This window comes from Gilliamella sp. Pra-s60 (assembly GCF_009795755.1).
GTDB lineage: Bacteria > Pseudomonadota > Gammaproteobacteria > Enterobacterales > Orbaceae > Gilliamella.
Window position 1 is genome coordinate 1 of record NZ_WTFA01000003.1, and the last position, 25826, is coordinate 25826.

The window sequence follows — 25826 nt, forward strand, 5'->3', positions numbered from 1 at the left end:
ATTACTCGTATCATCCTGATACTCACCGCTACGAGGCCATCTTCGCTATGCTCAGATGTTCAAATTTGTTCCAGACAAATTTGTCCGACGCCGGAATAAGACAGATAACATAACCTTAAGTGGCTTTTATGAGTCACTTTTTTATAAAAAAACTGCAAAAACTCTCCAAAAAGTGGTCAGGAAAGGTATTGATTTTATTAAGGTTTTTATCTAACTTTTTTCAAACAAAACCACCCACTTGCATTAACAATAAAAAAGCCCGCTTAAAAAACGGGCTTCCACACAGTTAATTTTATTTTAATTTAAATGCCAATAATTTTTAGACTTCCAAGTAATTCAAAATACCTTCAGCCGCTTTGCGTCCCTCACTAATTGCCGTTACCACTAAATCTGACCCTCGAACGGCATCGCCTCCGGCAAAAATTTTAGCATTAGTGGTTTGGTAGCCGTTGGTTTCTGGGGCGATGATTCGGCCTTGTGCATCAAAATCAACACCGTGCTCTACTAACCAAGGCATGGCGTGGGGTTTAAATCCAAATGCCATTACAACCGCATCAGCAGGTAAGACAAATTCTGAACCTGCAATCACCATCGGTGAACGTCGACCTTTTGCATCGGGTTCGCCGAGTTCTGTTCGAACCATTTTTATACCCGTGACTTGTCCTGTACTATTAATTTCAATACTGAGTGGCTGTACGTTAAATTGGAACTGTGCGCCTTCTTCTTTGGCGTTTTTCACTTCGCGCTTTGAGCCGGGCATGTTGGCTTCGTCTCGACGATAGGCACAGGTCACTTCAGTTGCACCTTGGCGAATGGAGGTGCGTACACAGTCCATTGCCGTATCACCACCGCCAAGTACAACAACACGCTTATTTTTCATGTCAATGTAAGGTGTATCTTGGCTTTGCTGATGTTGCATAATGTGCTTGGTATTGGCGATTAAAAACGGTAAGGCATCATAAACGCCGTTGGCGTTTTCGTTTTCAAGCCCTGCTCGCATTGATTGGTAGGTACCTGTGCCAATAAATACGGCATCGAATTCATTGATTAAGTCGGCTAATTGTACGGTTTTGCCCACTTCGGTATTTAGTCTGAATTCTATGCCCATTTCGGTAAAAATATGGCGTCGGTTAATAAGGACTTCTTTGTCTAATTTGAATGCAGGGATGCCAAATGTTAATAGTCCGCCAATTTCGGGATGGCGATCAAACACCACTGGCGTTACACCATTGCGAACTAAGACATCGGCGCAAGCAAGACCAGCGGGTCCTGCGCCAATAATGGCAACTTTTAAGCCTGTTTGTTCTACATTATTGAGGTTTGGCTTCCAGCCCATTTTGAATGCTTCATCAGTGATATAGCGTTCAATATTACCAATGGTGACAGCGCCAAATTCAGCATTTAAGGTGCAAGAGCCTTCACAAAGGCGATCTTGTGGGCAGACGCGACCACAAACTTCAGGCAGGCTGTTGGTTTGGTGTGAAAGTTCAACCGCTTCTAATATTTTGCCTTCGTTAACCAGTTTTAACCAATTGGGAATATAGTTATGTACAGGGCATTTCCATTCACAATATGGGTTGCCACAAGCAAGGCAACGATCGGCCTGCGCTTGTGATTGTGAGGCTGAAAATCCTTCGTAAATTTCAACAAATTCAATTTTGCGAATGTTTAACGATTTTTTAGGCGGATCAACACGTTGTAAATCGATAAACTGATAAACATTTTGACTCATTTTCGTGTTCTCCTTATTGTGCCTGAACACGCAGTTCTGCCGATGAGCGACTGCGGTGCCCAAGTAATGCTGTTACATCACTGGATTTTGGTTTGACTAATACAAATTGTTTAGAATAATCATTCCAATTTGCCAAAATTTCTTCTGCGCGTGATGAATGGGTAAGTTGAGCATGCTCCATAATTAGACCACGAAGGTGTTCTTCGTGAATGGCGTAATCTGCCACATTTAACATTTCAACTAGCTCTTTATTAATGCGGTTGTGCAGTTCGCCGTCAGCATCTAAGATATAAGCAAACCCACCAGTCATACCCGCACCAAAGTTAACGCCAGTTTTACCCAGTACGCAAACAATGCCGCCTGTCATATATTCACAGCCGTTATCGCCAATGCCTTCAACAACGCTAATTGCGCCAGAGTTGCGGACAGCAAAACGTTCGCCTGCTCGCCCTGCGGCAAATAATTTACCGCCTGTTGCTCCATATAAGCAGGTGTTGCCTGCGATAGTGGCTTCATGACTTAAAAATGCCGACCCTTGTGGTGGGCGAATGACAATGCGTCCGCCAGCCATGCCTTTACCAACATAGTCATTGGCATCGCCTGTTAGGGTTAAGTTTACGCCACCGGCATTCCATACGCCAAAACTTTGCCCCGCTGTGCCGTTAAAGTTTAGCAAAATTGGGTCGGTGACTAAGCCTTGATCGCCATATTTTTGGGCAATGTAGCCAGATAGGCTTGTGCCCACTGAGCGATCGGTGTTTTGTATATCAAAATAGAAGCTTTTGCTTTGGCGTTCATCCACCGATTGTTGGGCTTGGGTGATGATTTCTTTGTTTAGCACGCCTTTGTCAAATGGCTTGTTATCTTCAATACAGTAAACTGGTTTGCCTTCAAGTGGAGTTGCTGTTTGAAGCAGTCCTGATAAATCCAGTTTTTGTTGTTTAGCGGTTATACCATCAAGCTCTAAGAGTAAGTCAGTTCGCCCAATTAAATCGACAATTCGGCTTACGCCAAGTTCAGCCATGACTTCACGTGTATTGCGAGCAATAAAGCGGAAGTAGTTGATAGCCTTTTCTGGTAGGCCATGATAGTGATGGCTGCGCAATTTTTCGTCTTGGGTTGCAACGCCCGTTGCACAGTTATTTAGGTGGCAAATACGTAGGTATTTACAACCTAAGGCAACCATTGGGCCTGTTCCAAAACCAAAACTTTCAGCACCTAATATCGCGGCTTTGACAATGTCAGTACCGGTTTTTAAACCACCGTCAACCTGTAGGCGTATTTTGTGTCGTAAGCCATTGGCAACAAGAGATTGTTGGGTTTCAACCAAGCCAAGTTCCCATGGTGAGCCAGCATATTTGACCGATGTTAACGGGCTAGCACCCGTTCCACCATCGTAACCCGAAATGGTGATTAAATCGGCATAGGCTTTTGCAACGCCTGTTGCGATAGTACCAACACCCGGTTCAGAAACTAATTTGACCGAAATCATGGCATTTGGGTTGATCTGTTTTAAATCAAAGATTAATTGCGCTAAATCTTCAATCGAGTAAATATCGTGATGAGGCGGTGGCGAAATGAGTGTGACACCCGGTACAGAAAACCGTAATTTGGCAATATAAGGGGTGACTTTGTCGCCCGGTAGTTGTCCACCTTCACCCGGTTTTGCTCCTTGGGCAACTTTGATCTGAATTACATCAGCACTCATCAAATAGCTTGGTGTTACCCCAAAGCGTCCTGATGCAACTTGTTTAATTCGGGAAACTTTTATGGTGTTATAACGAGCAGGATCTTCACCCCCTTCGCCAGAATTTGAGTAGCCACCTAATGTGTTCATGGCTTGGGCAAGCGATTCGTGTGCTTCTGGACTGAGCGCACCAATTGACATAGCGGCCGAGTCAAAGCGTTTAAATAACGATTCTTCGGGTTCGACTTGTTCAAGTGGAATGGCGGCGTTTTCAGGCGGGTTGAGCTTTAATAGATCACGTAATGTAGCCGCTGGGCGGTTATTTACAATATCAGTATAACGTTTGTAATCTTCATAACTGCCATTATTGACTGCTTTTTGCAGTGATTGTACAACATCAGGGTTATAAGCGTGATATTCGCCACCGTGAACAAATTTTAGTAATCCCCCTTGGTCTAATGGTTTACGACGTAACCATGCCTGTTTGGATAAATTGAATTGATCTTGCGCAAAATCATCAAAATTCGCACCACTAATACGGTTAGTTACCCCTTGGAAACAAAGCTCAACGACCTCTTTGTGTAGTCCTACCGCTTCGAACAATTTTGAACAGCGATAAGAAGCAATGGTCGAAATGCCCATTTTAGACATAATTTTGTATAAGCCTTTATTAATTCCATTGCGGTAATTGGTTATTACTTGACGGTGAGTTTTGTTGATTGTGCCATTATCAACCATTTGTGCTAAGGTTTCGTAAGCTAAGTAAGGATAAATGGCTGTGGCACCAAAACCAAGCAGTACGGCAAATTGATGTGGGTCACGGCAACTTGCTGTTTCTACAATGATATTGGCATCGCAACGTAAATTCTTTTCAACCAAACGTTGTTGTACCGCACCCACTGCCATTGGTGCTGGAATTGGCAGGCGATCGGCTGCGATGTTTTTATCTGATAATATGAGTAATACGGTTCCATTACGCACTTTTGCTTCGGCATCGCCACATAACTGTTCAATGGCATCGCGCAGGCTACCGTCAATTTCATAGGTGATATCTAGTGTTTCTGATTTGTAGTAGCGTGATTCTAATGCGGTTAATTGTTTAAAATCAGAATAAACTAAAACAGGAGATTTGAACGCAACACGGTGAGCTTGTCCTTCGGCTTCGGCAAAGACGTTCATTTCTCGACCAATGCTGGTGGATAGCGACATAACATGTGCTTCACGTAATGGGTCAATGGGTGGATTTGTGACTTGTGCAAATTTTTGGCGGAAATAGTCATAGATTAGACGAGGTCGGCTTGATAATACCGCAAACGGTGTATCATCACCCATTGAGCCTGTAGCTTCTTGTCCGTTTTCACCAAGTACTCGAATGCATTGGTCGAGTTCCTCGGCGTTGTAACCAAATTGTTTTTGATAGGTTGCTAGTAAGGTATCGTCATAATCACGCGATCCGATATTATCGTCAGACAAGCTTTCAAAAGGAATAAGTCGTTTGACGTTTTTTTCCATCCATTCTTTATAAGGATGGCGTTTTTGTAAGTCGTTGTCTGTTTCTGACGATTGTAAAATGCGACCTTCTTCGGTGTCGATAACTAACAATTCCCCCGGACCAACACGCCCTTTGGTGACCACTTCGTCTGGTTGATAGTCCCAAATACCGATTTCAGAAGCGCAGGTAATGAGTTTGTCAGTGGTAATAACATAACGAGCAGGACGAAGTCCATTACGGTCTAAGTTACAGGCGGCATAACGACCATCAGACATGACAATTCCTGCTGGGCCATCCCATGGTTCCATATGCATTGAGTTGAAATCAAAGAAGGCTTTGAGATCTTCGTTCATGTCAGGATTATTTTGCCATGCGGGTGGTACAAGTAAGCGCATGGCTCGCACAATGTCCATGCCACCAACTAAAAACAGTTCAAGCATATTATCTAATGAGCTTGAATCAGACCCCGTTACATTGACAAACGGTGCTGCATTTTGTAAGTCTGGAATGAGTGGCGTTTTAAATTTATATGATCTGGCTTGCGCCCATTGACGGTTGCCTTCAATGGTGTTGATTTCGCCATTGTGAGCAAGGTGTCGAAAAGGTTGCGCTAAAGGCCAACGGGGTACAGTGTTGGTTGAAAATCGTTGATGGAATAAGCATATTGCTGTTTCCATGCGGATATCGGCTAAATCTAAATAGAATCGAGGTAAATCTTTTGGCATACATAAGCCTTTATAGATATTGACCTGATTCGAGAAGCTACAAACGTAAAAGGTGTCGTCTTGAACTCGCTTTTCAATACGACGGCGTACCATATATAAGCGACGCTCTAAATCAATTTTTGTCCAACCCGCTGGAGCGTTGACAAATACTTGTTCGATTTTTGGTAGTGATGATAATGCAATTTCGCCAAGTACGCTTTTATCAATCGGTACTTCACGCCAACCTAGGATTGATAGGGTTTCCTCAGCAAGCTCTTGTTCTACTATATCACGACTAGCTTGTGCTTCAGCTTCGTTTTGACTTAAAAATAACATACCAACGGCGTAATTGGTCGCTAATCGCCAGCCTGCTTCTTGGGCGACGACTCTAAAAAAACGGTCGGGTTTTTGTAATAAAAGCCCACAGCCATCGCCGGTTTTTCCGTCAGATAAAATTGCGCCACGGTGTTGCATTCTGGCCAAGCCGTGAATTGCTGTACGCACCACTTTGTGACTTGGTTGCCCTTCAATATGTGCAATTAAACCAAATCCGCAGTTATCTTTTTCATGATGCTGGTTATATAACATATCATTGCCTCTAATTCATCGCTTTTGTCATTTTGAGAAGGTATAGGCATTAATCCCATATTGGCTACAAAATTAAAGAAAAATCGTATTTTGGTCAAATAAATATTACTTATAAGTCAACCTTTTAATAACTAATATGGACGTTATTAATAAAGCTAATAATTGCATTTATCATAATGATTTTTTAACGTTTTTATTATTTAAAGCCATGTTTTAGTAATCTGTGGAGATATTTTTGATATAAGTTGTTTTTCTTTTTGTTAAGAGGTTTCAGGTAAATGTATGTTTCAGTATAAAAACTACTGTTCGAGCTAATGGCTATGAGTAGCAATTGTATGCTGTTATAATTTGTTATCTTCTATTTTTAATCTTTTAATAATGCAAACGAAAATTACAATTATAGGCGCTGGCGCCGCTGGGCTTTTTTGTGCTGGTTTACTGGGGCAAAAGGGGTATGATGTTACCGTGATTGATAATGGTAAAAAGTTAGGCCGTAAAATTTTAATGTCTGGCGGGGGAAAATGTAATTTTACTAATTTGAATGTTGAGCCTAAGCATTATTTGTCACAAAATCCGCATTTTTGTAAATCGGCATTAAAGCGTTATACACAGTGGGATTTTATTCATTTGGTGAATCAATATCATATTGCTTATCATGAAAAAGAACACGGGCAGCTTTTTTGTGATGATTCAGCCCAGCAGATTGTCGATATGTTAGTTAATGAGTGTCAAAAAGGGAGCGTCAATTTTATAATGCAAACGCAACTTAATGACATGGAATCGGATGCAGGAAAATTTAAATTACACACTTCAAAAGGTGTGATTGAGTGCGATAAAGTGATTATTGCAACCGGTGGGCAATCTATGCCTGCGTTGGGGATGACGTCAGTGGGGTATAAAATTGCCGAGAAATTTAATTTGCCCGTTGTTCCTGTAAAAGCAGGGTTAGTGCCATTCACTCTGCATAAACCTTTGTTAGATGTGCTTTCAACATTGTCTGGTATTGCTGTGCGAGTTGAGGTATCAATACCTAAAATCAGTTTTAAAGATAATCTGTTATTTACTCATCGGGGATTATCTGGTCCTGCTATTTTACAAATTTCAAGCTATTGGCAAGCGGGGGATATAATTAAGGTTAATTTGTTGCCGAATATGCATTTTGAAACAGAATTTAAACCATTATTAGAGCAAAATCGTAATCAAAATATAAAAAATTGTTTAGCTCAGGTTTTACCTAAAAGGCTTGTTGAAGCATTAATGCAATTAAATTTAGTGGCCGATTTGACAGTGAAGCAACTTAATCCTAAGCAGCAACAAAATCTTTATGATTCTTTAACCCAATGGGCGATTATTCCCAATGGTACTGAAGGATACCGTACCGCCGAGGTGACATTAGGCGGTGTGAGTACCGATGGGTTATCATCAAAAACCATGGAGGCGAAAACCCAGCCCAATCTCTATTTTATTGGTGAAGTTGTTGATGTGTCAGGCTGGTTAGGGGGGTATAACTTTCAATGGGCTTGGAGTAGTGCATTCGCTTGTGCGCAAGCATTTGGTTGATCGTTTTTGGGTGATTAGATTAATCATCAATCACTCCCATTTGGATGTGGTATTTTTTGACTTTATATTGTAGCGTTGTGCGTGAAATGTTTAATATTTTTGCCGCTGCAATAATTTTGCCATTAGCTTGATTTAAGGCATCAATAATAAGCTGTCGTTCGTAGTTTTCTACTTGTTCGGTTAAATTTTTCCCGTTTGGTGATGTGATTTGTGTTGTTTTGTTTGGCTTACTGCTTTCATCGCCTTGATAAAATGAACTATTGAGATCAAATAGTTCTTCATCAAGTGTGATATGTTGTAATTCACCGGGAGTGCTTTGTAATACCATACTTCTGACTATGGCATTTTCAAGCATTCGTACATTGCCAGGCCAAGGGGCTGATATTAATTGTTGTAGTGCATGTTCACTAATACCGCTGATGACGATATTTATATCGTGTTTATGTTTATCAATAAAATAGCGCGCTAAAACGGGAATGTCTTCTGTTCTGTCGCGTAATGCTGGGAGTTTTATTAAACCTACGTTTAATCGATAAAACAGGTCGCTTCTCATTTTACCTGTTTTTAGTAATTCTGCTGGTGATTCGTTCATCGCTGCAACAATACGAACATCAGAATACATTTCTTTATTACCACCCAGTGGCCAGTAGGTTTTTTCTTGTAGGAATCGTAATAATTTGCTTTGCATATCTAAAGGCATGGCATTTAATTCATCAAGAAACAATGTGCCACCATTTGCAAGCTCTAAATAACCTTGTCGAGTTTCTGCGCCCGTAAATGCGCCTTTTACTGTGCCAAATAATGTGCTTTCAATTAGTGTTGTTGGTAACGCACTACAATTTAGGGATATGAAAGGTTTGTGTCGGCGTTGGCTTGTTTGGTGTATTAAGCGGGCAAATAGCTCTTTACCTGTGCCTGTTTCGCCAACAATTAATACAGGAACATCATTTGCTCCTAACATATTGGTTTGATCAATAACTTGTTGCATTTTTTGGGAAACAAAAACGATTTCAGGTAATGGCTGTTCTTTGTTTTGGTATAACTTGCTATTTAGGGTAAATACTTGATCTTGTAGTTGTCTAACAGTTGATAAATTTCGCCCTATTTCTATTGCGCCGATAATTTCTTTATTATTGTTATAAAGTGGTACTGTTGTGTGCATGTAATCAACAAGTTTACCAACATGATTGTAATAGCTTTGGTAATTATCTTGATATTCTTTACCCTGTTGTAGTGCTTGCAGCATGGTGCTGTCTTCTTTTCTCATCTTTGGATAAACCTTAAGTATGGGTTCACCAATAGCTTGCTCCATAGGGTAACCATCTAGTTCTGCACTTTCTTGATTGTAATAAATATATTTGCCTTCTTTATTGATAATAGCTATTGGCTGATGGATTAGATCAAAAAAATGTTTAAATATATCTAGCGATTGTAATAATTCAGGATCGATTGTCATGATATGAGCGCCTTTTAATTTTGAATTATTTTTAAGTTTTGCTTAGGTTAATTTAAATCCTTTTCAACTCTTTCTAAAATGACGAATTTTTGTCATAAAGATATATTTTACACTATATGACTAATTTTATTTTGTGATAATTATTATTAATGATTTGATTATTATTGTTTTTTAAGTTGGCATACTGATTGCATTACAGGTGAGAAGCCATTTTTCTTATTCATTATGTACTTTTTTATGTACTAATTAACTGGAGGTCATATGTCTGACACAATTATGTCAAATTATAACAAAATACGCACAGATCTTGTAACTAAAGATCGTCGTTTTAGTGCTGAAAGTGGCAAACTATGTTTTGATGGTATTAATTTAGAAAAGTTAGCCAAAAAATATCCAACACCTTTTTATGTGTTTTCTGAAAAGGAAATTGATCGTAATGTGCAAGAAATCAAAGATGCATTTAAAGCGCATCCAAACACAAAAATTTTCTATGCATCAAAAACCTGTTCTGTAATGGGTGTGCTTAAAGCAATTAAAGATGCGGGTATTTACGCAGAAGCCAACTCAATGTTTGAAGTGCGTAAATGTTTAGATATTGGTTTTCCTGGTAGCCAAATTGTTTTCAATGGTGTGGTTAAAAAACCTGTGGATTTAGAGTTTGCTATTCAAAATGATCTTTATATTATCAATGTGGATAGTTTGTATGAACTTGATATTATTGATGAAATTTCAAGACATTTGAAAAAAGTAGCGAATGTTTGTGTTCGTGTTGAGCCAAATGTTCCATCAGCAACTCACGCGGAATTAGTCACTGCTTATCATGCTAAATCAGGTATTGATTTAGAACAAGCAGAAGAAACCTGTCGTCGTATTTTAGAAATGCCATATGTCCATTTACGTGGTTTACATATGCATGTTGGTGATCAGGTACCTGAAGCTGAGCCTTTTGCTAAAGCAACAAAAGTTTTAGTTGATGAATCACGTCGCTTAGAAGAAGTGCTTGGTATTAAATTTGATTTAATCAACGTTGGTGGGGGGATTCCTGTTCCATATAAATATGATGAAGAAAATGGTAATCCATTAGAAGACAATATGTATGCTGGTATTACTGCACAAGATTTTGCTGATGCGGTTATTAGTGAAGTCCACAAATGGCGTACTGATGTTGAAATCTGTATTGAGCCAGGTCGTAAAGTAACAGGCTCAGCAGGTGTGCTTGTAACTGAAGTTGCCTGTGAAAAACGTAAAACCAATTATGATTTAGACGGTAACATTGAAGAACACGTTGAGTGGAAATTTGTTGATGCGGGTTATAGTGTGTTATCTGATAGTCAACATTTTGATTGGTTTTTCTATGTTTATAATGCTTCAAAAATCAATGAAACACATGATGAATACATCAAATTAGCAGGTCCTTTATGTGATGGTGGTGATTATTTCCATGTCGGTGTTAAAGGTGAAGAATTCTTGATGCCAAAGGACACTCAAATCGGTGATATTGTGGCTTTCCTTGATGCTGGTGCTTATACCATCGAAAGCCAAACTGTTTATAACAATCGTCCTCGTACTTCTGTTGTTATGATAGATAAAGAAGGTAAAGATCGATTGATTCGCCGTGAGGATACTTACGAAGATATGGTTGGGTACGACATATATTAATCATTAATATCTGGGGCATTTTATGCTCCAGATATTATAAAGTGAGGTTATTATGAGTGATTCTAAAGATTCAAGCCTACTTGGTATTAAAGACATTGTGTTTATGAATGTCATTGCAATACTCAGTTTGCGTCAAATTCCGAATGTTGCTCCTTATGGGGCGTCAGCAATGGTACTTTGGTTACTTGCTGCATTTTGTCTTTTCTTTCCGTTAGCAATGGTTTGCGGTGAGCTTTCAACCGGTTGGCCAAAAGATGGCGGTATTTTTGTATGGGTAAAAGAAGCGTTTGGTAAACGTATTGGTTGGATTGTTGTTGTTTGCTTTTTGTTTTCTTGTGTTCTTTTCTTTCCGTTAATGTTGCAATTTGGTTTTACTGCAATTGGGTATATGTTTAGTGCTGAGTTAGCTCAAAATCAAGTTTTTATTGGCGTTGGTTCCATGGTTGTGTTTTGGATTTTAACGTTGATGAATATTCGAGGCATGCAATGGACTAAAATTATCAATAGTGTAAGTGCGTGGCTTGGTGTATTTATTCCTGCTGCCATTATTATTGTTTTAGCCGTGGTATGGTTGTTTACTGGACACCCAATGGCAACGAGTTATAGTCATGTTAGTGATTGGATCCCTGATTTAAGTAGTTGGGATACTATCGTATTTTTGTCTAGTATGATGTTTGCATTTGCTGGCCTTGAGGTTGCACCAATGATTGCAGGACGTACGCGCGATCCTCAACGTGATTTTCCAAAAGCAATGTTAGTTTCAGCAATTGTAATTGTTGGTATTTATATGGTGGGTTCATGGGCAATTAATACATTGTTACCTGCTGCAGATACCGATATTGTTGCTGGTGTTATGCAAGCGATGGAAGCTGCGGCCAATGAATTACATATGCCTTGGTTATTACCTGTTATGGCAATTTGTTTATTCTTTGGTGCATTAGGACAAATTAACTCATGGTTAGTAGGCCCTATTTATATGTTACAAGAAGCATCAAAAGAAGATAATTTGCTTGGTGAACGTATTGGTCGTTTACACCCTGTGTATAAAACACCTGCTTTTGCTTTAATTATTCAAGCAATTATTGTCACTGTACTTTGTTTTTCAACATTTGTGTCTCCAAGTATTGCGGCGGCATATTGGATGTTAACAGCACTTACAACAATTTGTTATTTTATTCCGTATTTAGTGATGTTTATTGCGTATTATCGTTTACGCTTTACTCAACCTGATGTACCGCGTAGCTTTAAGATTCCAGGTAAGATTATGCCGATTGTTTTACCTGCATTAGGATTTTTATCAACGCTATTTGCTGTAATTTTGGTTTTTATTCCACCGGCTCAAATTGATATGGGGGGATATGTTGAGTATATCGCAAAAATAGTAGGGGGTGCTGTGCTTGCTATTGGTTTAGCTGAATGGATCTACTATCGAGCACAAAAGCGTAACCGTTTGCAATAGTAATAATATATAGAGGAGTAATTGTATGTACAAACCTATATTAGAAATTGATTTGCGCAAATTAAGAAATAATGCTCGTGTTGAAAAAGAGTTGTTAGCTAAGCACGGCATTGAAGTAATGGCTGTCAATAAAGTTTTTGATGGCTGCGTAGAAACCGCCAAAGCTGTGCTTGACGGCGGTATCGATGTGATTGCTGAGTCAAGAACCTACAATTTAAAAAAATTGAAAGAAGCTTTAAATTGTAAAACATGTTTATTACGTAGCCCTTGTTTAAGTGAAATTAGTGATGTGGTTAAATACGCTGATATTAGCCTAAATAGCGAGAAGCAAGTTATTCAAGCTCTTTCTGATGAAGCAGTTAAGCAACAAAAAGTTCATCAAGTTTTGTTGATGGTAGATATGGGTGATTTACGAGAAGGTATTTGGTTTGAACATATTGATGAAATTATTGATACGGTTAAATTAATTCTTTCTTTACCAGGTGTTGAGCTATATGGGCTTGGTACCAATTTTAACTGTTATGGTACTGTTTTACCAACAGTAAAAAATGGAGTGGACTTTTTACATATTGCGCGTAAAGTAGAAGAGTCTTGTAATATTAAAATTAAATATTTATCGGCTGGTAATTGTACAAGCTATCACCTATTAGATAAAGGTATTTGGCCGGAAGGGTTGAATCACTTAAGAATAGGAGGATTGCATGAATTTGGTATTGAGTATGTGGATATGAAATACCTGGATGAGTTTCATCATTCAAGCAAACCTGTTGATAAAGCGTGTAGTAATTTGTATAAATTATATGCGCAAGTTATTGAGCTCAATAGCAAGCCAACGGTTCCTGTTGGTGAGTTAGGTGTGGATGCTTTTTTAAACAGTAAGACGTTTGTTGATAACGGTACACGCAAACGAGCACTTCTTGCCTTTGGAAGACAAGATGTACCCGCAGAAAGCTGTGTGCCTATCAATGATAAAATTACTGTTTTAGGGCAAACAAGTGATCATACTATTGTTGATATTGAAGATGTTTCTGAAACATTACATGTCGGTGATATGATCGGTTTTGAACTTGATTACACTGCCTTACTGATGGCTTGCCAAACAAATGGTGTAGAAAAACGGTTTATTTATTAATTGTGTTAGCTGCTGGGAAACCAGCAGTTTTTATTGATTATTAGGCGGTTTACATGACAACATCAGAATCACAAGAAAGTCCTTATCCCAGTAGTTTGAAGAAAAATCTAAAAAATCGTCATCTTTTGATGATTTCTTTAGGTGGTTCTATTGGCACTGGGTTATTTATCGGTATCGCATCTCCACTTAGTACGGTTGGTCCATTAGGAACCATTATTGCCTATTTAATGGCAGGAAGCATTATGCTTTCAACTATGTTATGTTTAGGTGAGCTTTCTTGTGCATTCCCTCATGCTGGCTCTTTTCAACATTATGCATTAATGTTTATACCTAATCCAATTTGGAGTTATACCATAGGTTGGTTATATTGGTTAAGTTGGGTGCTATCTATGGCGGCCGATTTAACTGCCGCATCAATGATTGCTCACCAAACTTTCCCGTCGATTCCTATTTATCTTTTTAGTTTGTTAATTTTAATTGTTCTTACTTCAGTGCATTTAACTTCTGTTCGTGCATTTGGAGAAAGTGAGTATTGGTTTTCAACTATTAAAGTTCTTGCGATTATTGCATTTATTGGTGTGGGGATTTATTTACTTAATCACCAATATGCTGAAACGCATATTTTACCAACATTTAAAACCGAAAAAGGCTGGTTTCCTAATGGCTTTTTAGCAATATTTGTTTGTATGACTATTGTTACTTATTCATTTCAAGGTGTCGAATTAATTGGAAATGCAGCAGGTGAAGCAGAGTCTCCTCAATCTGTTTTACCTAAAATTATTACTGGTGTTGCTTTTCGTATTATTTTATTTTATGTTTTGGCCATTGCTGTTTTGGCGCTTGTGTATCCATATGGAACAGAACATACTGAAATCAGTCCATTTGTGTGGGTATTTAATCAAGCTGGAATTACATTTGCTTCGTATATAATGCTTTTTGTGATTTTTTGTGCGGCTATATCTGCTGCTAATTCAGCTATTTATGCAAGCTCAAGAATGTTATGGTCTATGGCTCAAGATAACTTGGCTCCAAAATATTTTTCAAAAGTGAATCGACGAGGTGTTCCAACAAAGGGCATATTATTTATAGCCATTATTGCATTAGTTTCTTTGTTTTCTAAATATATTGCGGCTGAAAAGCTTTATATTTATTTAGTAGCAGGTACAGGGCAAGTAGGGTGCTTTGCGTGGATTATTATTGCTTGGTGTCAATATCGTTTTCGTAAAGGTGTAAATAGCGGTAAATACTCTAAAGAGATGATAAAGTTTAAATCACCACTTTTCCCTTGGCTTGCTGTTATTTCCATTATTATAAATAGTGTTATTATTGTTGGTGTTTGGTTTGGTGATTCTGGGCAATTTATTTTATTGTCGGAAGTTATATTAATTATTGTTATTCTTATTTCTTATTTGTTTTATAAAAAACATAATATAATCAAAAATGATTAATGTAATTTGTATGTGTATGTAATCATCTAATAATATTATTTTAGTATGATTACATACAATCGCTTTTTATTTTTGTGTCTTATTTTAAAAAAGCTGATATACCTGTAAATACAACCTGTGCAGCAATTGCTGATATCAATAGCCCCGTTAACTTTGATAAAATTGCAATTCCTGTGTTTTTTAATACTTTAGCAATTCTTTTTGCGCATAAAAGCATTGCATAAATTCCAGATGAAGCAATAAATAAAGAGATAGCACCAGTCATATTGGCAGCAAATCCTAGTGAGCTTGTTCCCATCACAATAATAGTACCAATGGATGCAGGCCCCATACATAGTGGGATTGCAAGGGGAACTACACTGATATCTTCATCGCTATTAATTTTGTTTTTTTCAGGCGAGTCGTTCATGAGTGAAACCGCAGTAATAAATAGTAATACCCCTGAACCAATTCGGAATGCGTCAAGCGTAAAGCCAAAAACACTAAACATAGTATTGCCAAAAAAGAAGAGTACGATACCAATGATGAAAACAGCGCAAGATGTTTTGAGTGCAGTTTTACGTTTAAGCTCTTCATTATATTGTTTTGTGCCACTTAAAAATGCGCTTAAGACAGCAGGTGGTGTCATTAATGCAAATAATTTTACCGTTGTTGATAAAATTGCAAAAATATAGTCAATCATAGTCCACCTTTTATATTAATTCTTTTAAAAACTACGTTAATTTACCAACAATAATTGTTGGGTTGAATTTTTTTTATTATATATAAAAACGGTCACCACGAAGGTGACCATCTTAATCTGATATTTTTATTGATAAACAATAAAAAATTAGTTAAGGCGCTCTTTAATACGAGCAGCTTTACCACGAAGTTCGCGTAAGTAGTATAGTTTAGCTTGACGTACTTGACCACGACGTTTCACAGTAATTGAATCAACAATTGGTGAGTGAGTTTGGAATACTCGTTCAACACCTTCGCCATTCGAGATTTTACGTACTGTAAATGCTGAATGTAAACCACGATTACGAATCGCAATGACGACACCTTCATAAGCTTGAAGACGTTTTTTGTTACCTTCAACAACCCATACTTTTACTTCAACCGTGTCACCAGGGCGAAAAGACGGGATGTCTTTTTTCATTTGTTCTTGTTCTAATTGCTGAATAATTGCATTTTTCATAATGTTATCTCTTATGCTAGTTTCACTGAAATATTAATTGCTTTGTTTATTGCTGTATTCATGTTTAAATTCAGCAAGTAAACATTGCTCTTCATCAGTCAGAGCTAGATTTGCAAGAAGATCTTCTCTTCTTAACCAAGTTCGTCCTAGTGATTGCTTTAATCGCCAACGACGAATCGCTTCATGGTGACCAGACATTAACACATCAGGCACCGCCATTCCATCTAACACCTCAGGCCGAGTATAGTGTGGACAATCAAGTAAACCGTTAGCAAAAGAGTCTTCTTCTGCTGATGATTGGTGATTTAATACGCCAGGAATAAATCTTGCTAGTGCATCAATCATTGTCATCGCCGGTATCTCTCCGCCACTTAACACGTAATCCCCAATTGACCATTCTTCATCAATTTCGGTTTGGATAACGCGTTCATCTATGCCTTCGTATCGTCCACAAATCAAAATTAATTTTTGATTTTTTGACAATTCGCAAACACCTTGTTGGTCTAATTTGCGCCCTTGCGGGGAAAGATAGATTACTTTTGTATTGTCACCTGCAACTGCTTTTGCCGCATGAATCGCATCCCTAAGTGGTTGTACCATCATTAACATGCCTGGACCACCACCATAAGGTCTGTCATCGACAGTCTTATGTTTATCATGCGCAAAATTGCGCGGATTCCAATAATCTACTGTTAACAGACCATTTTTTACTGCTCGACCAGTTACGCCATAACAGGTAATAGCTTGAAACATTTCGGGAAAAAGGCTAATTACGCCAATCCACATATTGTTACCTTACCAATTAAAAAGCGGGATCCCAATCGACCAAAACCGTTTTTGTTGTTAAATCAACTTGTTTAATGAATTGATCTTCAACAAAAGGAATCAAACGTTCTGTTGTTCCAAATGCATCTTTTAGATTTGCTTTTACCACCAATACATCATTAGATCCGGTTTCCATTAAATCAGTCACCAGCCCTAAATCATAACCATTAACTGTTTTTACTCGGCAACCAATGAGATCTTTCCAATAAAAATCACCATTGCTAAGTGCGGGTAATTTTTCTGCATCAACAAATACTTCAGCATTAGTTAGTGCATTAGCTTGATCTCGATCATCAATGCCTTTGAGTTTCACAATCATGTCTTGATTATGCGGTTTAAAGCTTTCTACGATTATTTCTTGCCATTGTCCAGCACGCTGGATATACCAAGGAGTATAATCAAAAATACTATCTGGAATTTCTGTAAACGAAAAAATTCTGATCCACCCACGAATTCCGTAGCTTGAACCAAGCTTGCCAACAACAATGAGGTTCTCAGTATTCATCATTACAGTGACTCTTAATAACTTTATTAAGCAGCTTTTTGTGCTTGTTTGATTAGTGCGTTAACACGATCAGAAACAGTTGCACCTAAACCAACCCAGTGATTTACGCGATCAAGATCTAAACGTAATTCTTCTGCTTTACCTTGTGCAATTGGATTAAAAAAGCCAACGCGCTCAATAAAACGACCATCACGTGGGTTACGGCTATCAGTGACAACTACTTGATAAAAAGGGCGCTTTTTAGAGCCGCCACGAGCTAAACGAATAGTTACCATAACATCCTCTTAAGTTAAAAAATAATCTTTTTTTTGCCCAACATGGACAAAATCAAAGCCCCAGAATTATACTCTTTCTAGTAAAAAGTGCAATGGCTGATTGTTGTTGATGTGATTCTATGTTGTTTGTTTAAGCTAACTTACAAAAAAGAATAGAAAAAATAGTATAATTATGATTTATTTAATTTTAGTGCCACAAAGAGCACTAAAAATAGTCCGTTTTATTTTATTTATCGAGAGTTATCGCAATGATGGTGCTATTTCTTTTTATTTTTTCGAAAAAAAGCCCGTTTTAAAACATCAAAAAAACCCAGTGAGCGAACCATTTTTTGTCCGTCAACGTAAACTCGAATGGCTTTTAATACTTTTTTGGGGTCTTTAGATGCAAAGGTGAAAGTTCCATTTTTTTTGGTTTGAATTGAATAGCGGGGAATCCATCTACCGCCCAATAGCACAGATGCGACAACGTAGTCTACTTCGTCCCAAGGTATTTGTATATATTTACGAGGGTCATTTTTGTGGTAGAACTCAAAGGCTTTGTCGCCAATCATAATATTGCCATATTCTGTAAAACCAACGAAAGCTGTTGCTTGTGTGGTTAAGTCTAATTTAGTGTTTAATGATTGAACCATTATTATCCATAAATAAATTGGTAGTTTTATAAATTAACCTATTATTTTTAAACGTTAAATGAGTAAAAACAATGGTTTTATCGAAAGATATAATAAAATGGTGATATATAAAAAGTACTATATATTAAAATATAGTACTTTTTTAGAAAATATTATAAAACTTTATATTTTATAACAGGCCGATTACATGCCCAACTATACCAACAATAAATAATCCAAGGATAATTAAAATTGGTGATACTTTTTTACGAAGTAACCACATGCAGAAGAAGGTCAATAGTAAAGGAACGAGTCCAGGTATTAATTGATCTAAGTTATTTTGTAAGGTGGTCACTTTTTCTTGAGTAAGTGATAATCCATTTTGGATTTGCATCAATGCTTTTTGAATGCCTTCTGCTCCAGCAGGTAATGAGTTCCAGTCAATGAATGCACCGTTATCTAATTTTACTTTTGAAACAACAGGCTGGAATTTTATTGACACCCATCTTTGCACTAAGGCTGCTAGGATGAACATCCCTAGAATAGAGGCACCTTTAGTAATTTTTTGTAGTAAACCGCCAGATAAATTATCAGTAATTTTTGAACCTGTACGATAACCAAATTCTTGGGTATACCACATAAAAGACCATCGAATAATATTCCATAAGAAAAAGAATAAAATTGGTCCCATAATATTGCCACTAAGCGCTAGCGAAGCACCAAGTGCACCAAGCATAGGGCGGACAGTAAACCAGAATACTGGATCACCAACACCAGCTAATGGTCCCATCATCCCGACTTTTACCCCTTGAATAGCTACATCGTCAACAGCTGCTCCATTAGCTCGTTCTTCTTCAAGTGCAAGCGTTACGCCAAGGACAGGCGAAGCTAGATAAGGGTGAGTATTAAAAAATTCTAAGTGACGTTTAAGGGCTGCTGAACGATCTTCTTTGTTAGTATATAATTTTTTGATAGCCGGAATCATTGAATAAACCCAACCACCATTTTGCATACGTTCATAGTTCCAAGAACCTTGAAGGAAAGTTGAGCGCCAAGCAACAGCTAAACGATCTTTTTTACTTAATTGAATTCTATCAGTCATTTTTTTCTCCAAGTTCCTAGTAATCATTTAAAATATCATCAAGTGGATCACCTTTACTGCCACCATTTGATGAATTGCCACGTTCAGAAAGATTGAGATAAATCAGTGCTAATGCAATACCTAATGCACCAAGTGCAATTAGTGTAAGCTGTGATATAGCTGCGACTACAAAACCAATAATGAAAAATGGCCATACTTCACGGTTTGCCATCATATTGATTACCATTGCATAACCAACAGCAACCACCATTCCTCCACCAATAGCCATACCTGTTGTTAGCCATTTTGGCATTGCGTCTAGTGCGCTTTTAACTACTTCGGCAGGAATAAAGAGTAATGCTGCTGCTGGAATTGCGATTCTTAAACCTTGTAAGCAAATACCTGAAATTTGTAATAATTCAATTTTTCGGAAATTGCCTTCTTCTGCTGCCGCATCCATCATATGTACTAACGGGACGGCAATGGTTCGAACTACCATAGTTAAAAATAGCCCTGCAACAGCCAAAGGAATAGCGATAGCAATGGCAGTAGATACACCAGCAACACCTTGTCCACCTAGCACTAAAATAATTGAAGAAGCAATAGATGCTAGTGCTGCATCGGGTGCTACGGCTGCACCAATGTTAGCCCAACCAAGTGCAATCATTTGCAATGAACCACCTAGTACAACACCTGCTTCTAAATTACCTGTCACTAATCCAATTAATGAACAAGCAACTAAAGGTTGATGGAATTGGAATTGATCTAAAATACCTTCCATCCCTGCTAAAAAGGCGATAAATATCACCAAAATGATAGCAATAATTGATAATGTCATAATATAACCCCTTAAATAAACTAATTCTTTTGTTGCGCTAATTCTTCTTTCGCTTTTTTTAGTAATTCGTCCATATTGCTATTAGAATCGTTAGGAACTTTGCGAACATCAAATTTTATATTTTTTGTTTTTAATTTTTCAAATGTTTCGACATCTTCAGCATTCATTGATAGTACTTTGTTTACCATAACTTTGCCTACAGAGTGAGCCATCGATCCCACATTAATCTCATTGATGTCAACACCACCTTCTATTGTTCGTAATACATCTTGCGGTGTTTCAAATAAAAGTAAAGCTTTTGTATTTCCAAAACGTGGATCGCGAGATACTTCAATAATTTTTTTGATAGGAACAACATTGGCTTTTACACCAGGAGGGGCTGCTTCTTCAATGAGTTTTTTTCTTAACTTATCTTGGGATACTGAGTCAGAAACGACAATAATACGATTAGGGGTTGTTGATTTAGTCCAAGCAGTAGCAACTTGACCATGCAATAAGCGGGAATCAATACGAGCTAATACAATTTTCATTTTGCCATCCCCAAGTACTGTACCTTCTGGAATAGTCGATGATTGTTTGCTTGATTGAGTATTACTTGTTGGAGTCTCGACCGTTGTACGAACGCCTTCTTTACCTGGTTCAATAATTGCAGCGGCAATTTCTTTAGCACTTTCCATTGAAAAGCGAGAGGAATAGGCTTCAATTAACATAGGTAGATTTAAACCAGCTACAATAGCCCAGTTGTTATGCTCTCCACATAAATTGTTGGCCTGATTAAATGGTGTTCCTCCCCATAAATCAACTAAAAAAAGTATTTCGTCTTGATTATCAAATGTAGCTATTGCTTCAAGCATTCGCTCTTTTAAACTTTCCGGACTATCACTTGGATGCAAGGTAACAGCTTTAACATTTTCTTGCTCTCCAAATATCATCGTTCCTGATTGTAGAATACCTTCAGCAAACTCCCCATGAGTTGCTAGGATAATTCCAACCATAATAACTACCTCCTAATTTTTATATTAATTACATAATATAAAGTCTATAAAATAAAAATACTCAGTTATTTTACACTACAAAATAAGCTAAAAAATATTTACTCATCACATTATAATAAAAAAATACTTTTTTTTATTAAAAAAGTAAGATTGGTGAGCGCTATAATGCCCGACGAATAAAACCGTTATTTTTGTTAAGGATTTGCTTAGCTTGTGCAGCATTTAGACCTGAAAGTATCATTAAAATGGCAGTTTTACAATGCTTTTGGCATTGATTTAATGCTTGAATAGCCATTTCTCGACTACAATCGGTGGATTGCATGACGATTGATATTTGTCGCTCAATGAGTTTTGCATTGGTTGCTTCGACATCAACCATGAGATTGCCGTACACTTTACCTATTTTAATCATGCTGGCTGTAGTTAGCATATTTAGTACCAGTTTTTGTGCTGTACCGGCTTTCATTCTTGACGAGCCAGTAATTACCTCAGCACCAACAATAGGTGTGATTGCTATATCTGCTATGTTAATCATTGGGGCTTTAGGGTTGCAGCATAAACTGACGACAGTTGCTCCGATTGATTTGGCATATTGCATACCGCCTATTACATAAGGTGTGCGCCCACTAGCAGCAATGCCAACTAAAATATCATTTGGGTTAAAATTGACTTTTTTTAGGTCATTAATCGCCAAATCAGAATTGTCTTCGGCGTTCTCAACTGCTTTAAAAATAGCAGAGTTTCCTCCTGCAATTAGGCCAATAACTTGTTCGGGCGGTGTGCCATAAGTAGGTGGGCATTCACTTGCGTCTAAAATACCTAGCCGGCCAGAAGTACCTGCACCAATATAGATTAATCGTCCTTGATTTAAAAAGCTCTGGCTAATTGCATCGACAGCTTTTGCTATGTTTATTAGCTCTTTTTCAACAGCAAGTGCAACTTGTTTATCTTCATTGTTGATTATTTGTAGTATTTCCAGCGTGGAACAGTTATCTATTGTTTCACTATTTGGGTTACGACTTTCGGTTAACATACCCGATAGGTTAATTTTTTGCATTCTTTTTTAGTCCTAACCATAACAAAAATATTACTATAGCAAATAAACTACCAAAGCCAACGCCTATGGTAATTACTGATAATTTTAACGCAACTGCTAACGTATAAATCCCTAACATTACCATCATTGCAGTATATTCACTCAAATTTTGTACGGAAATAACACTGCCGGCACCAACCAATTCTTTGCCTATTTTTTGAATAAATGCATTTAATGGCACTAAAAAGAAACCGCCTAATGCACCAATAACAATAAGTAATATATAAGATGAAATGATATGGCCTTGTAATGTAAAGGCGATTACAGCTATTCCCATCATTATTCCTGCCGGAATACAACGTAATGTGTTGTTAATTGAAATAAATGTACTTGCTAGCCCTGCACCAATTACAATTCCGATAGCAACTATCGCGTTAAGGTTTGTTGGTGTAGCGTTGTCATGAATATCTAAAATAGCAGGAACCCAACTAATTAATAGAAAACGTAAAGTAATACCTGCTCCCCAAAACAAACTGGTACCTAATAGCGTAAATAAAACACGTTTATTGTTGCATATGATTTCTACTGTATTAGTAAAATCGTTTACCATATCGATAAATTGCCATGAAATATTTTGCCGTGCAGCAGGTAACTTAGGAATGAAAAAATTAGCAATAACCGCTAGTCCATACATTAATATACAAGTAAGTAAGGATGCATTTATATTAAAGTCAGCTATATGACCACCAGCTAGCGAACCAAGCAAAATTGCCGCAATGGTAGATGCTTCAATTAATCCATTTGCTTTAACTAAATTATTGCCTGTAGTGAGTTCACCTAAAATTCCGTATTTAGCAGGAGAATAAGCAGCAGCTCCTATGCCAACTAAAAAGTAACTAACAAAAGGACTTATATTTAAACAAATACAACCTGCACCTAATAATTTGATACTATTTGAAATCATCATTGCTTTGCCTTTTGACATGCTGTCAGCAAATTGACCCACAAAAGGTGAAAGTATGATAAACGGTGCGACAAAACTAATCTGTAATACCGATTGGCTCCAGGTTGGATAATGCAAATTTTTAATGAAAGCTAAGATGGCAAAAAAAATTGCGTTATCGGCAAATGCTGAAAAAAACTGCGCTAGCATGGTCGCGACCATGCCTTTGCTTAATAGTGGGTGCTGTTTCATATGACATCTCTTTGTTTATTCATCAGCCATTTTTCGTAGGGTAATAAAGTCGATTTTACCTGTACCTAGTAATGGTAATGCTTTAACCACACGAATATCACGAGGAACAGCTAATGCAGGGATACCTAATTCTTGAGCGGCTAGGTTAAGTTGTTCTCGATTTAATTTTTCAGAAGTCGTAAATAAGACAATCGCTTCACCTTTAGCCACATCAGCTTTAACTGTTGCTCCATGCATTGCATCTGAGTCGATTTTTTTTGCTAAGGTTTCAACACTTTCTAATGAAACCATTTCGCCTGCAATTTTGGCAAATCGTTTCAGGCGTCCTTTGATCGTTACAAATCCTTCTCTATCGATAGCAACGATATCACCAGTATCATACCAACCTTTTTCGGACTTTCCATGTTCATCGATAGCGACTGGTTCTTCAAGTTTGCCTGGGTTTTCAACACGTAAATAACCTTTCATAACATTAGGTCCTTTGACTTGTAATTCACCGCCATCACTAATACCTGGAACGTGAATTAATCTTGATGTCATGCCCGGCAATAATCGCCCTACAGTACCCGCTTTAAATGCCATGGGAACATTAAGTGCTACAACTGGTGCACATTCGGTAACACCATAACCTTCCAAAATACGAATACCATATTTATCTTTCCATTGTTCTCGTACTGCGTCTGATAGCTTTTCAGCACCTGCAACAACATAGCGTAAACGCATAAAATCATATGGATGTGCATAACGGGCATAGTTTGCCAAGAAAGTTGGAGTACCAAATAAGACCGTACAGTTTTGGTCATAAATAATTTCAGGGACCATACGGTAATGTAATGGATTTGGATATAAAAATGTACGGCTACCTGAAAATAGTGGTAAAAATAACCCTGCGGTAATACCAAAGGCATGGAATAGCGGTAAAGCCGACATGAAGCGATCTGCGGGGGTTGGATCTATAACAGTCCGAATTTGTTCAACATTAGCAAGTAGGCTTCCATGGCTATGGACAACACCTTTTGGGTTTCCCTCTGAACCTGAGGTGAATAGTATTAGTGCTTCATCATCACTTGACTGAGAGCATTTAACTAATCGAGGAATATACTGATGAATTGCGATATAAAGTTTATTTGTAACGGTTAAATTATGACGTAGATCTTCAAGAAAACACCACTTAACATCTTTGATTTCTTCAAGTAGATAATCAAGTTTACCTTTTCTAATAAATTTGCGTGAAGTAATAATCGTTTTAATTTCGGCAGCCGTAATAGCACAGTTCAAACCTTTTGTTCCAGCGGTATAGTTAAGCATTGCTGGAATTCGATTTTTTACTGATAAACCAAAAATAGTTGCAACAGTAATGGTTGCATTTGGTAACAAAACACCCACTCGCTCTTTGTCTTTGGTGATTTTGGCAATAATGCAACTAACGCCAATAATTTGTTTGAGTAGATTACGATAAGAAGCTTCATGTGTTGTTGGATCTTGCACCATTCTCGATTTAACGCCATAGCGAACTTGTGCTTCTAATAATGCTTCAAAAAGTGTTAACTTGGGACGACTTGCCATACGAGCATTCATCATAATTTGATGAAGTTTTTCACCTGCAATATAACGTCGTTCACTAGCCTTAGGTGCATCAGGCATTGCAATTGATGTCGGTTCAAGTACATGAATGGTTACTTTTGGAAATAAGCGACGTTTAAACAATCCTTTTAAACGGCTGGTCAGAGTAAATTCTGCTCCTTCTATCCAAACTGGTACGATGGTTGCTTGAGAACGTGCTGCAACAAAAGCAGCGCCATCATAAATTTTCATTAAAGAACCTGTTATAGTAATTCTTCCTTCAGGAAATATCACTATAGGGCGACCTTTTTCAATTTCTCTAACTAATCGCTTAATTGCCATTGGACTGAGAGGATCCATTGGCACAAAATCAACATAACGCTTTGCTAAGCGGACTAACCAGTGATTAATATAACCCGAATAAATAGCAAAAACGGGTCTTACAGGTAAAAATACACCGATTAGAATACCATCAAGGAAAGATACATGATTAGGAGTAATAAGAAGTCTATCTTGTTTTAAGTTTTCAAAATTACCATGAATTTTTACATGGAATAAGATCTTTAAGAAAAATTTTAATATTTTAAATAACATCTGATTTCTCAAGTATCGTGCAAAATTACACTCTGTAATAATAGTGAAAATATAGAAAATATACAAGAAAGGTGATTTTTGTTATATAAAACAAATTGTTAAAATTTTATTCACAATGATTTTTGATTTAAAAAATGGATATTAAATATAAAAAACTAAAAAAATTACCAATTTTTTGTTTATGCGTGCCTAACCTTTAATGTTAGATATC

Annotated in this window: 19 protein-coding genes and 2 pseudogenes; 5 read left to right on the top strand and 16 right to left on the bottom strand. The window is 37.5% G+C overall.

The genetic code is table 11. The features are described 5' to 3' along the window. Nucleotides 1-319: 319 nt before the first annotated feature. Nucleotides 320-1732 (bottom strand): FAD-dependent oxidoreductase, encoded by a 1413-nt coding sequence (locus GQ596_RS03085; RefSeq protein WP_160400230.1) that lies wholly within the window; start codon nt 1730-1732, stop codon nt 320-322. Between the two features lie 13 nt (nt 1733-1745). Beyond that, nucleotides 1746-6203: a glutamate synthase large subunit gene (gene gltB, locus GQ596_RS03090; RefSeq protein WP_160400231.1), complete on the bottom strand. Its 4458-nt coding sequence runs from the start codon at nt 6201-6203 to the stop codon at nt 1746-1748. Nucleotides 6204-6581: 378 nt separating this feature from the next. On the opposite strand from gltB, the gene GQ596_RS03095 reads away from it, so the two are divergent. After that, on the top strand, nt 6582-7763 hold the full coding sequence (locus tag GQ596_RS03095) for an NAD(P)/FAD-dependent oxidoreductase (protein ID WP_160400232.1): 1182 nt from the start codon (nt 6582-6584) through the stop codon (nt 7761-7763). Nucleotides 7764-7782: 19 nt separating this feature from the next. Here the strand turns inward: GQ596_RS03095 and GQ596_RS03100 are convergent, their stop codons facing one another. Then, the gene (locus tag GQ596_RS03100) at nt 7783-9222 is read right to left on the bottom strand and encodes a sigma 54-interacting transcriptional regulator (protein WP_160400459.1); all 1440 of its coding nucleotides are present in this window, start codon (nt 9220-9222) and stop codon (nt 7783-7785) included. Between the two features lie 258 nt (nt 9223-9480). Between GQ596_RS03100 and lysA the strand changes: the two genes are divergently transcribed. From lysA to GQ596_RS03120, 4 genes are read left to right on the top strand one after another with little or no spacing between them, the layout of a single operon-like run. Beyond that, nucleotides 9481-10878 (top strand): diaminopimelate decarboxylase, encoded by a 1398-nt coding sequence (lysA, locus tag GQ596_RS03105; RefSeq protein WP_160400233.1) that lies wholly within the window; start codon nt 9481-9483, stop codon nt 10876-10878. A gap of 52 nt (nt 10879-10930) precedes the next feature. Continuing rightward, nucleotides 10931-12337, top strand: coding sequence for an APC family permease (locus GQ596_RS03110; RefSeq protein ID WP_160400234.1), 1407 nt, complete (start codon nt 10931-10933; stop codon nt 12335-12337). Between the two features lie 25 nt (nt 12338-12362). After that, complete coding sequence (locus GQ596_RS03115; protein ID WP_160400235.1) at nt 12363-13469, top strand: alanine/ornithine racemase family PLP-dependent enzyme; 1107 nt, start codon at nt 12363-12365, stop codon at nt 13467-13469. A 53-nt stretch (nt 13470-13522) separates the two neighbouring features. Next, nucleotides 13523-14917, top strand: coding sequence for an amino acid permease (locus tag GQ596_RS03120; protein ID WP_202112508.1), 1395 nt, complete (start codon nt 13523-13525; stop codon nt 14915-14917). A gap of 79 nt (nt 14918-14996) precedes the next feature. Here GQ596_RS03120 and GQ596_RS03125 read toward each other — a convergent pair whose 3' ends face one another. From GQ596_RS03125 to aas, 13 genes and pseudogenes are all read right to left on the bottom strand, one after another. Then, nucleotides 14997-15599: a MarC family protein gene (locus GQ596_RS03125; protein ID WP_160400236.1), complete on the bottom strand. Its 603-nt coding sequence runs from the start codon at nt 15597-15599 to the stop codon at nt 14997-14999. Nucleotides 15600-15746: 147 nt separating this feature from the next. Further along, a complete protein-coding gene (gene rplS, locus GQ596_RS03130; RefSeq protein WP_034900792.1) occupies nt 15747-16097 on the bottom strand; it encodes a 50S ribosomal protein L19 in 351 nt (116 codons plus the stop codon). 33 nt (nt 16098-16130) lie between these two features. Beyond that, nucleotides 16131-16883: a tRNA (guanosine(37)-N1)-methyltransferase TrmD gene (gene trmD / locus GQ596_RS03135; RefSeq protein ID WP_160400237.1), complete on the bottom strand. Its 753-nt coding sequence runs from the start codon at nt 16881-16883 to the stop codon at nt 16131-16133. Between the two features lie 16 nt (nt 16884-16899). After that, the gene (gene rimM / locus GQ596_RS03140; protein WP_237398352.1) at nt 16900-17427 is read right to left on the bottom strand and encodes a ribosome maturation factor RimM; all 528 of its coding nucleotides are present in this window, start codon (nt 17425-17427) and stop codon (nt 16900-16902) included. Nucleotides 17428-17453: 26 nt separating this feature from the next. After that, nucleotides 17454-17702, bottom strand: coding sequence for a 30S ribosomal protein S16 (rpsP, locus tag GQ596_RS03145; protein ID WP_034900786.1), 249 nt, complete (start codon nt 17700-17702; stop codon nt 17454-17456). A gap of 257 nt (nt 17703-17959) precedes the next feature. After that, nucleotides 17960-18334 carry a DUF956 family protein gene (locus GQ596_RS03150; RefSeq protein WP_160400239.1) on the bottom strand — a complete coding sequence of 125 codons (375 nt, stop codon included), beginning with the start codon at nt 18332-18334 and terminating at the stop codon, nt 17960-17962. A gap of 169 nt (nt 18335-18503) precedes the next feature. After that, on the bottom strand, nt 18504-19415 hold the full coding sequence (locus GQ596_RS03155; protein ID WP_160400240.1) for a PTS system mannose/fructose/sorbose family transporter subunit IID: 912 nt from the start codon (nt 19413-19415) through the stop codon (nt 18504-18506). A gap of 16 nt (nt 19416-19431) precedes the next feature. Beyond that, nucleotides 19432-20232 (bottom strand): PTS mannose/fructose/sorbose transporter subunit IIC, encoded by an 801-nt coding sequence (locus GQ596_RS03160; RefSeq protein WP_160400241.1) that lies wholly within the window; start codon nt 20230-20232, stop codon nt 19432-19434. 20 nt (nt 20233-20252) lie between these two features. Then, nucleotides 20253-20795, bottom strand: a pseudogene (locus tag GQ596_RS11235) (PTS system mannose/fructose/N-acetylgalactosamine-transporter subunit IIB); the annotation flags it as partial. Nucleotides 20796-20851: 56 nt separating this feature from the next. Beyond that, nucleotides 20852-21227: pseudogene (locus GQ596_RS11240) on the bottom strand (PTS sugar transporter subunit IIA); the annotation flags it as partial. 160 nt (nt 21228-21387) lie between these two features. Then, the gene (gene murQ, locus GQ596_RS03170; protein ID WP_160400243.1) at nt 21388-22284 is read right to left on the bottom strand and encodes an N-acetylmuramic acid 6-phosphate etherase; all 897 of its coding nucleotides are present in this window, start codon (nt 22282-22284) and stop codon (nt 21388-21390) included. Further along, nucleotides 22271-23458, bottom strand: a complete 1188-nt coding sequence (lplT, locus tag GQ596_RS03175) for a lysophospholipid transporter LplT (RefSeq protein ID WP_160400244.1) — start codon at nt 23456-23458, stop codon at nt 22271-22273. The genes murQ and lplT overlap by 14 nt, the downstream gene beginning before the upstream one ends. A gap of 15 nt (nt 23459-23473) precedes the next feature. Then, on the bottom strand, nt 23474-25615 hold the full coding sequence (aas, locus tag GQ596_RS03180) for a bifunctional acyl-ACP--phospholipid O-acyltransferase/long-chain-fatty-acid--ACP ligase (protein ID WP_160400245.1): 2142 nt from the start codon (nt 25613-25615) through the stop codon (nt 23474-23476). Nucleotides 25616-25826 lie beyond the last annotated feature (211 nt).

What these genes read in the sequence shown, in the direction of transcription:
- GQ596_RS03095 (WP_160400232.1), top strand. Translation starts at nt 6,582, where the DNA reads ATGCAAACGAAAATTACAATTATAGGCGCTGGCGCCGCTGGGCTTTTT.
- GQ596_RS03160 (WP_160400241.1), bottom strand. Translation starts at nt 20,232, where the DNA reads ATGACATTATCAATTATTGCTATCATTTTGGTGATATTTATCGCCTTT.
- rimM (WP_237398352.1), bottom strand. Translation starts at nt 17,427, where the DNA reads ATGAATACTGAGAACCTCATTGTTGTTGGCAAGCTTGGTTCAAGCTAC.
- aas (WP_160400245.1), bottom strand. Translation starts at nt 25,615, where the DNA reads ATGTTATTTAAAATATTAAAATTTTTCTTAAAGATCTTATTCCATGTA.
- lysA (WP_160400233.1), top strand. Translation starts at nt 9,481, where the DNA reads ATGTCTGACACAATTATGTCAAATTATAACAAAATACGCACAGATCTT.
- GQ596_RS03120 (WP_202112508.1), top strand. Translation starts at nt 13,523, where the DNA reads ATGACAACATCAGAATCACAAGAAAGTCCTTATCCCAGTAGTTTGAAG.
- gltB (WP_160400231.1), bottom strand. Translation starts at nt 6,203, where the DNA reads ATGTTATATAACCAGCATCATGAAAAAGATAACTGCGGATTTGGTTTA.
- GQ596_RS03150 (WP_160400239.1), bottom strand. Translation starts at nt 18,334, where the DNA reads ATGGTTCAATCATTAAACACTAAATTAGACTTAACCACACAAGCAACA.
- GQ596_RS03115 (WP_160400235.1), top strand. Translation starts at nt 12,363, where the DNA reads ATGTACAAACCTATATTAGAAATTGATTTGCGCAAATTAAGAAATAAT.
- rpsP (WP_034900786.1), bottom strand. Translation starts at nt 17,702, where the DNA reads ATGGTAACTATTCGTTTAGCTCGTGGCGGCTCTAAAAAGCGCCCTTTT.
- murQ (WP_160400243.1), bottom strand. Translation starts at nt 22,284, where the DNA reads ATGCAAAAAATTAACCTATCGGGTATGTTAACCGAAAGTCGTAACCCA.
- rplS (WP_034900792.1), bottom strand. Translation starts at nt 16,097, where the DNA reads ATGAAAAATGCAATTATTCAGCAATTAGAACAAGAACAAATGAAAAAA.
- GQ596_RS03085 (WP_160400230.1), bottom strand. Translation starts at nt 1,732, where the DNA reads ATGAGTCAAAATGTTTATCAGTTTATCGATTTACAACGTGTTGATCCG.
- GQ596_RS03110 (WP_160400234.1), top strand. Translation starts at nt 10,931, where the DNA reads ATGAGTGATTCTAAAGATTCAAGCCTACTTGGTATTAAAGACATTGTG.
- lplT (WP_160400244.1), bottom strand. Translation starts at nt 23,458, where the DNA reads ATGAAACAGCACCCACTATTAAGCAAAGGCATGGTCGCGACCATGCTA.
- GQ596_RS03125 (WP_160400236.1), bottom strand. Translation starts at nt 15,599, where the DNA reads ATGATTGACTATATTTTTGCAATTTTATCAACAACGGTAAAATTATTT.
- GQ596_RS03155 (WP_160400240.1), bottom strand. Translation starts at nt 19,415, where the DNA reads ATGACTGATAGAATTCAATTAAGTAAAAAAGATCGTTTAGCTGTTGCT.
- trmD (WP_160400237.1), bottom strand. Translation starts at nt 16,883, where the DNA reads ATGTGGATTGGCGTAATTAGCCTTTTTCCCGAAATGTTTCAAGCTATT.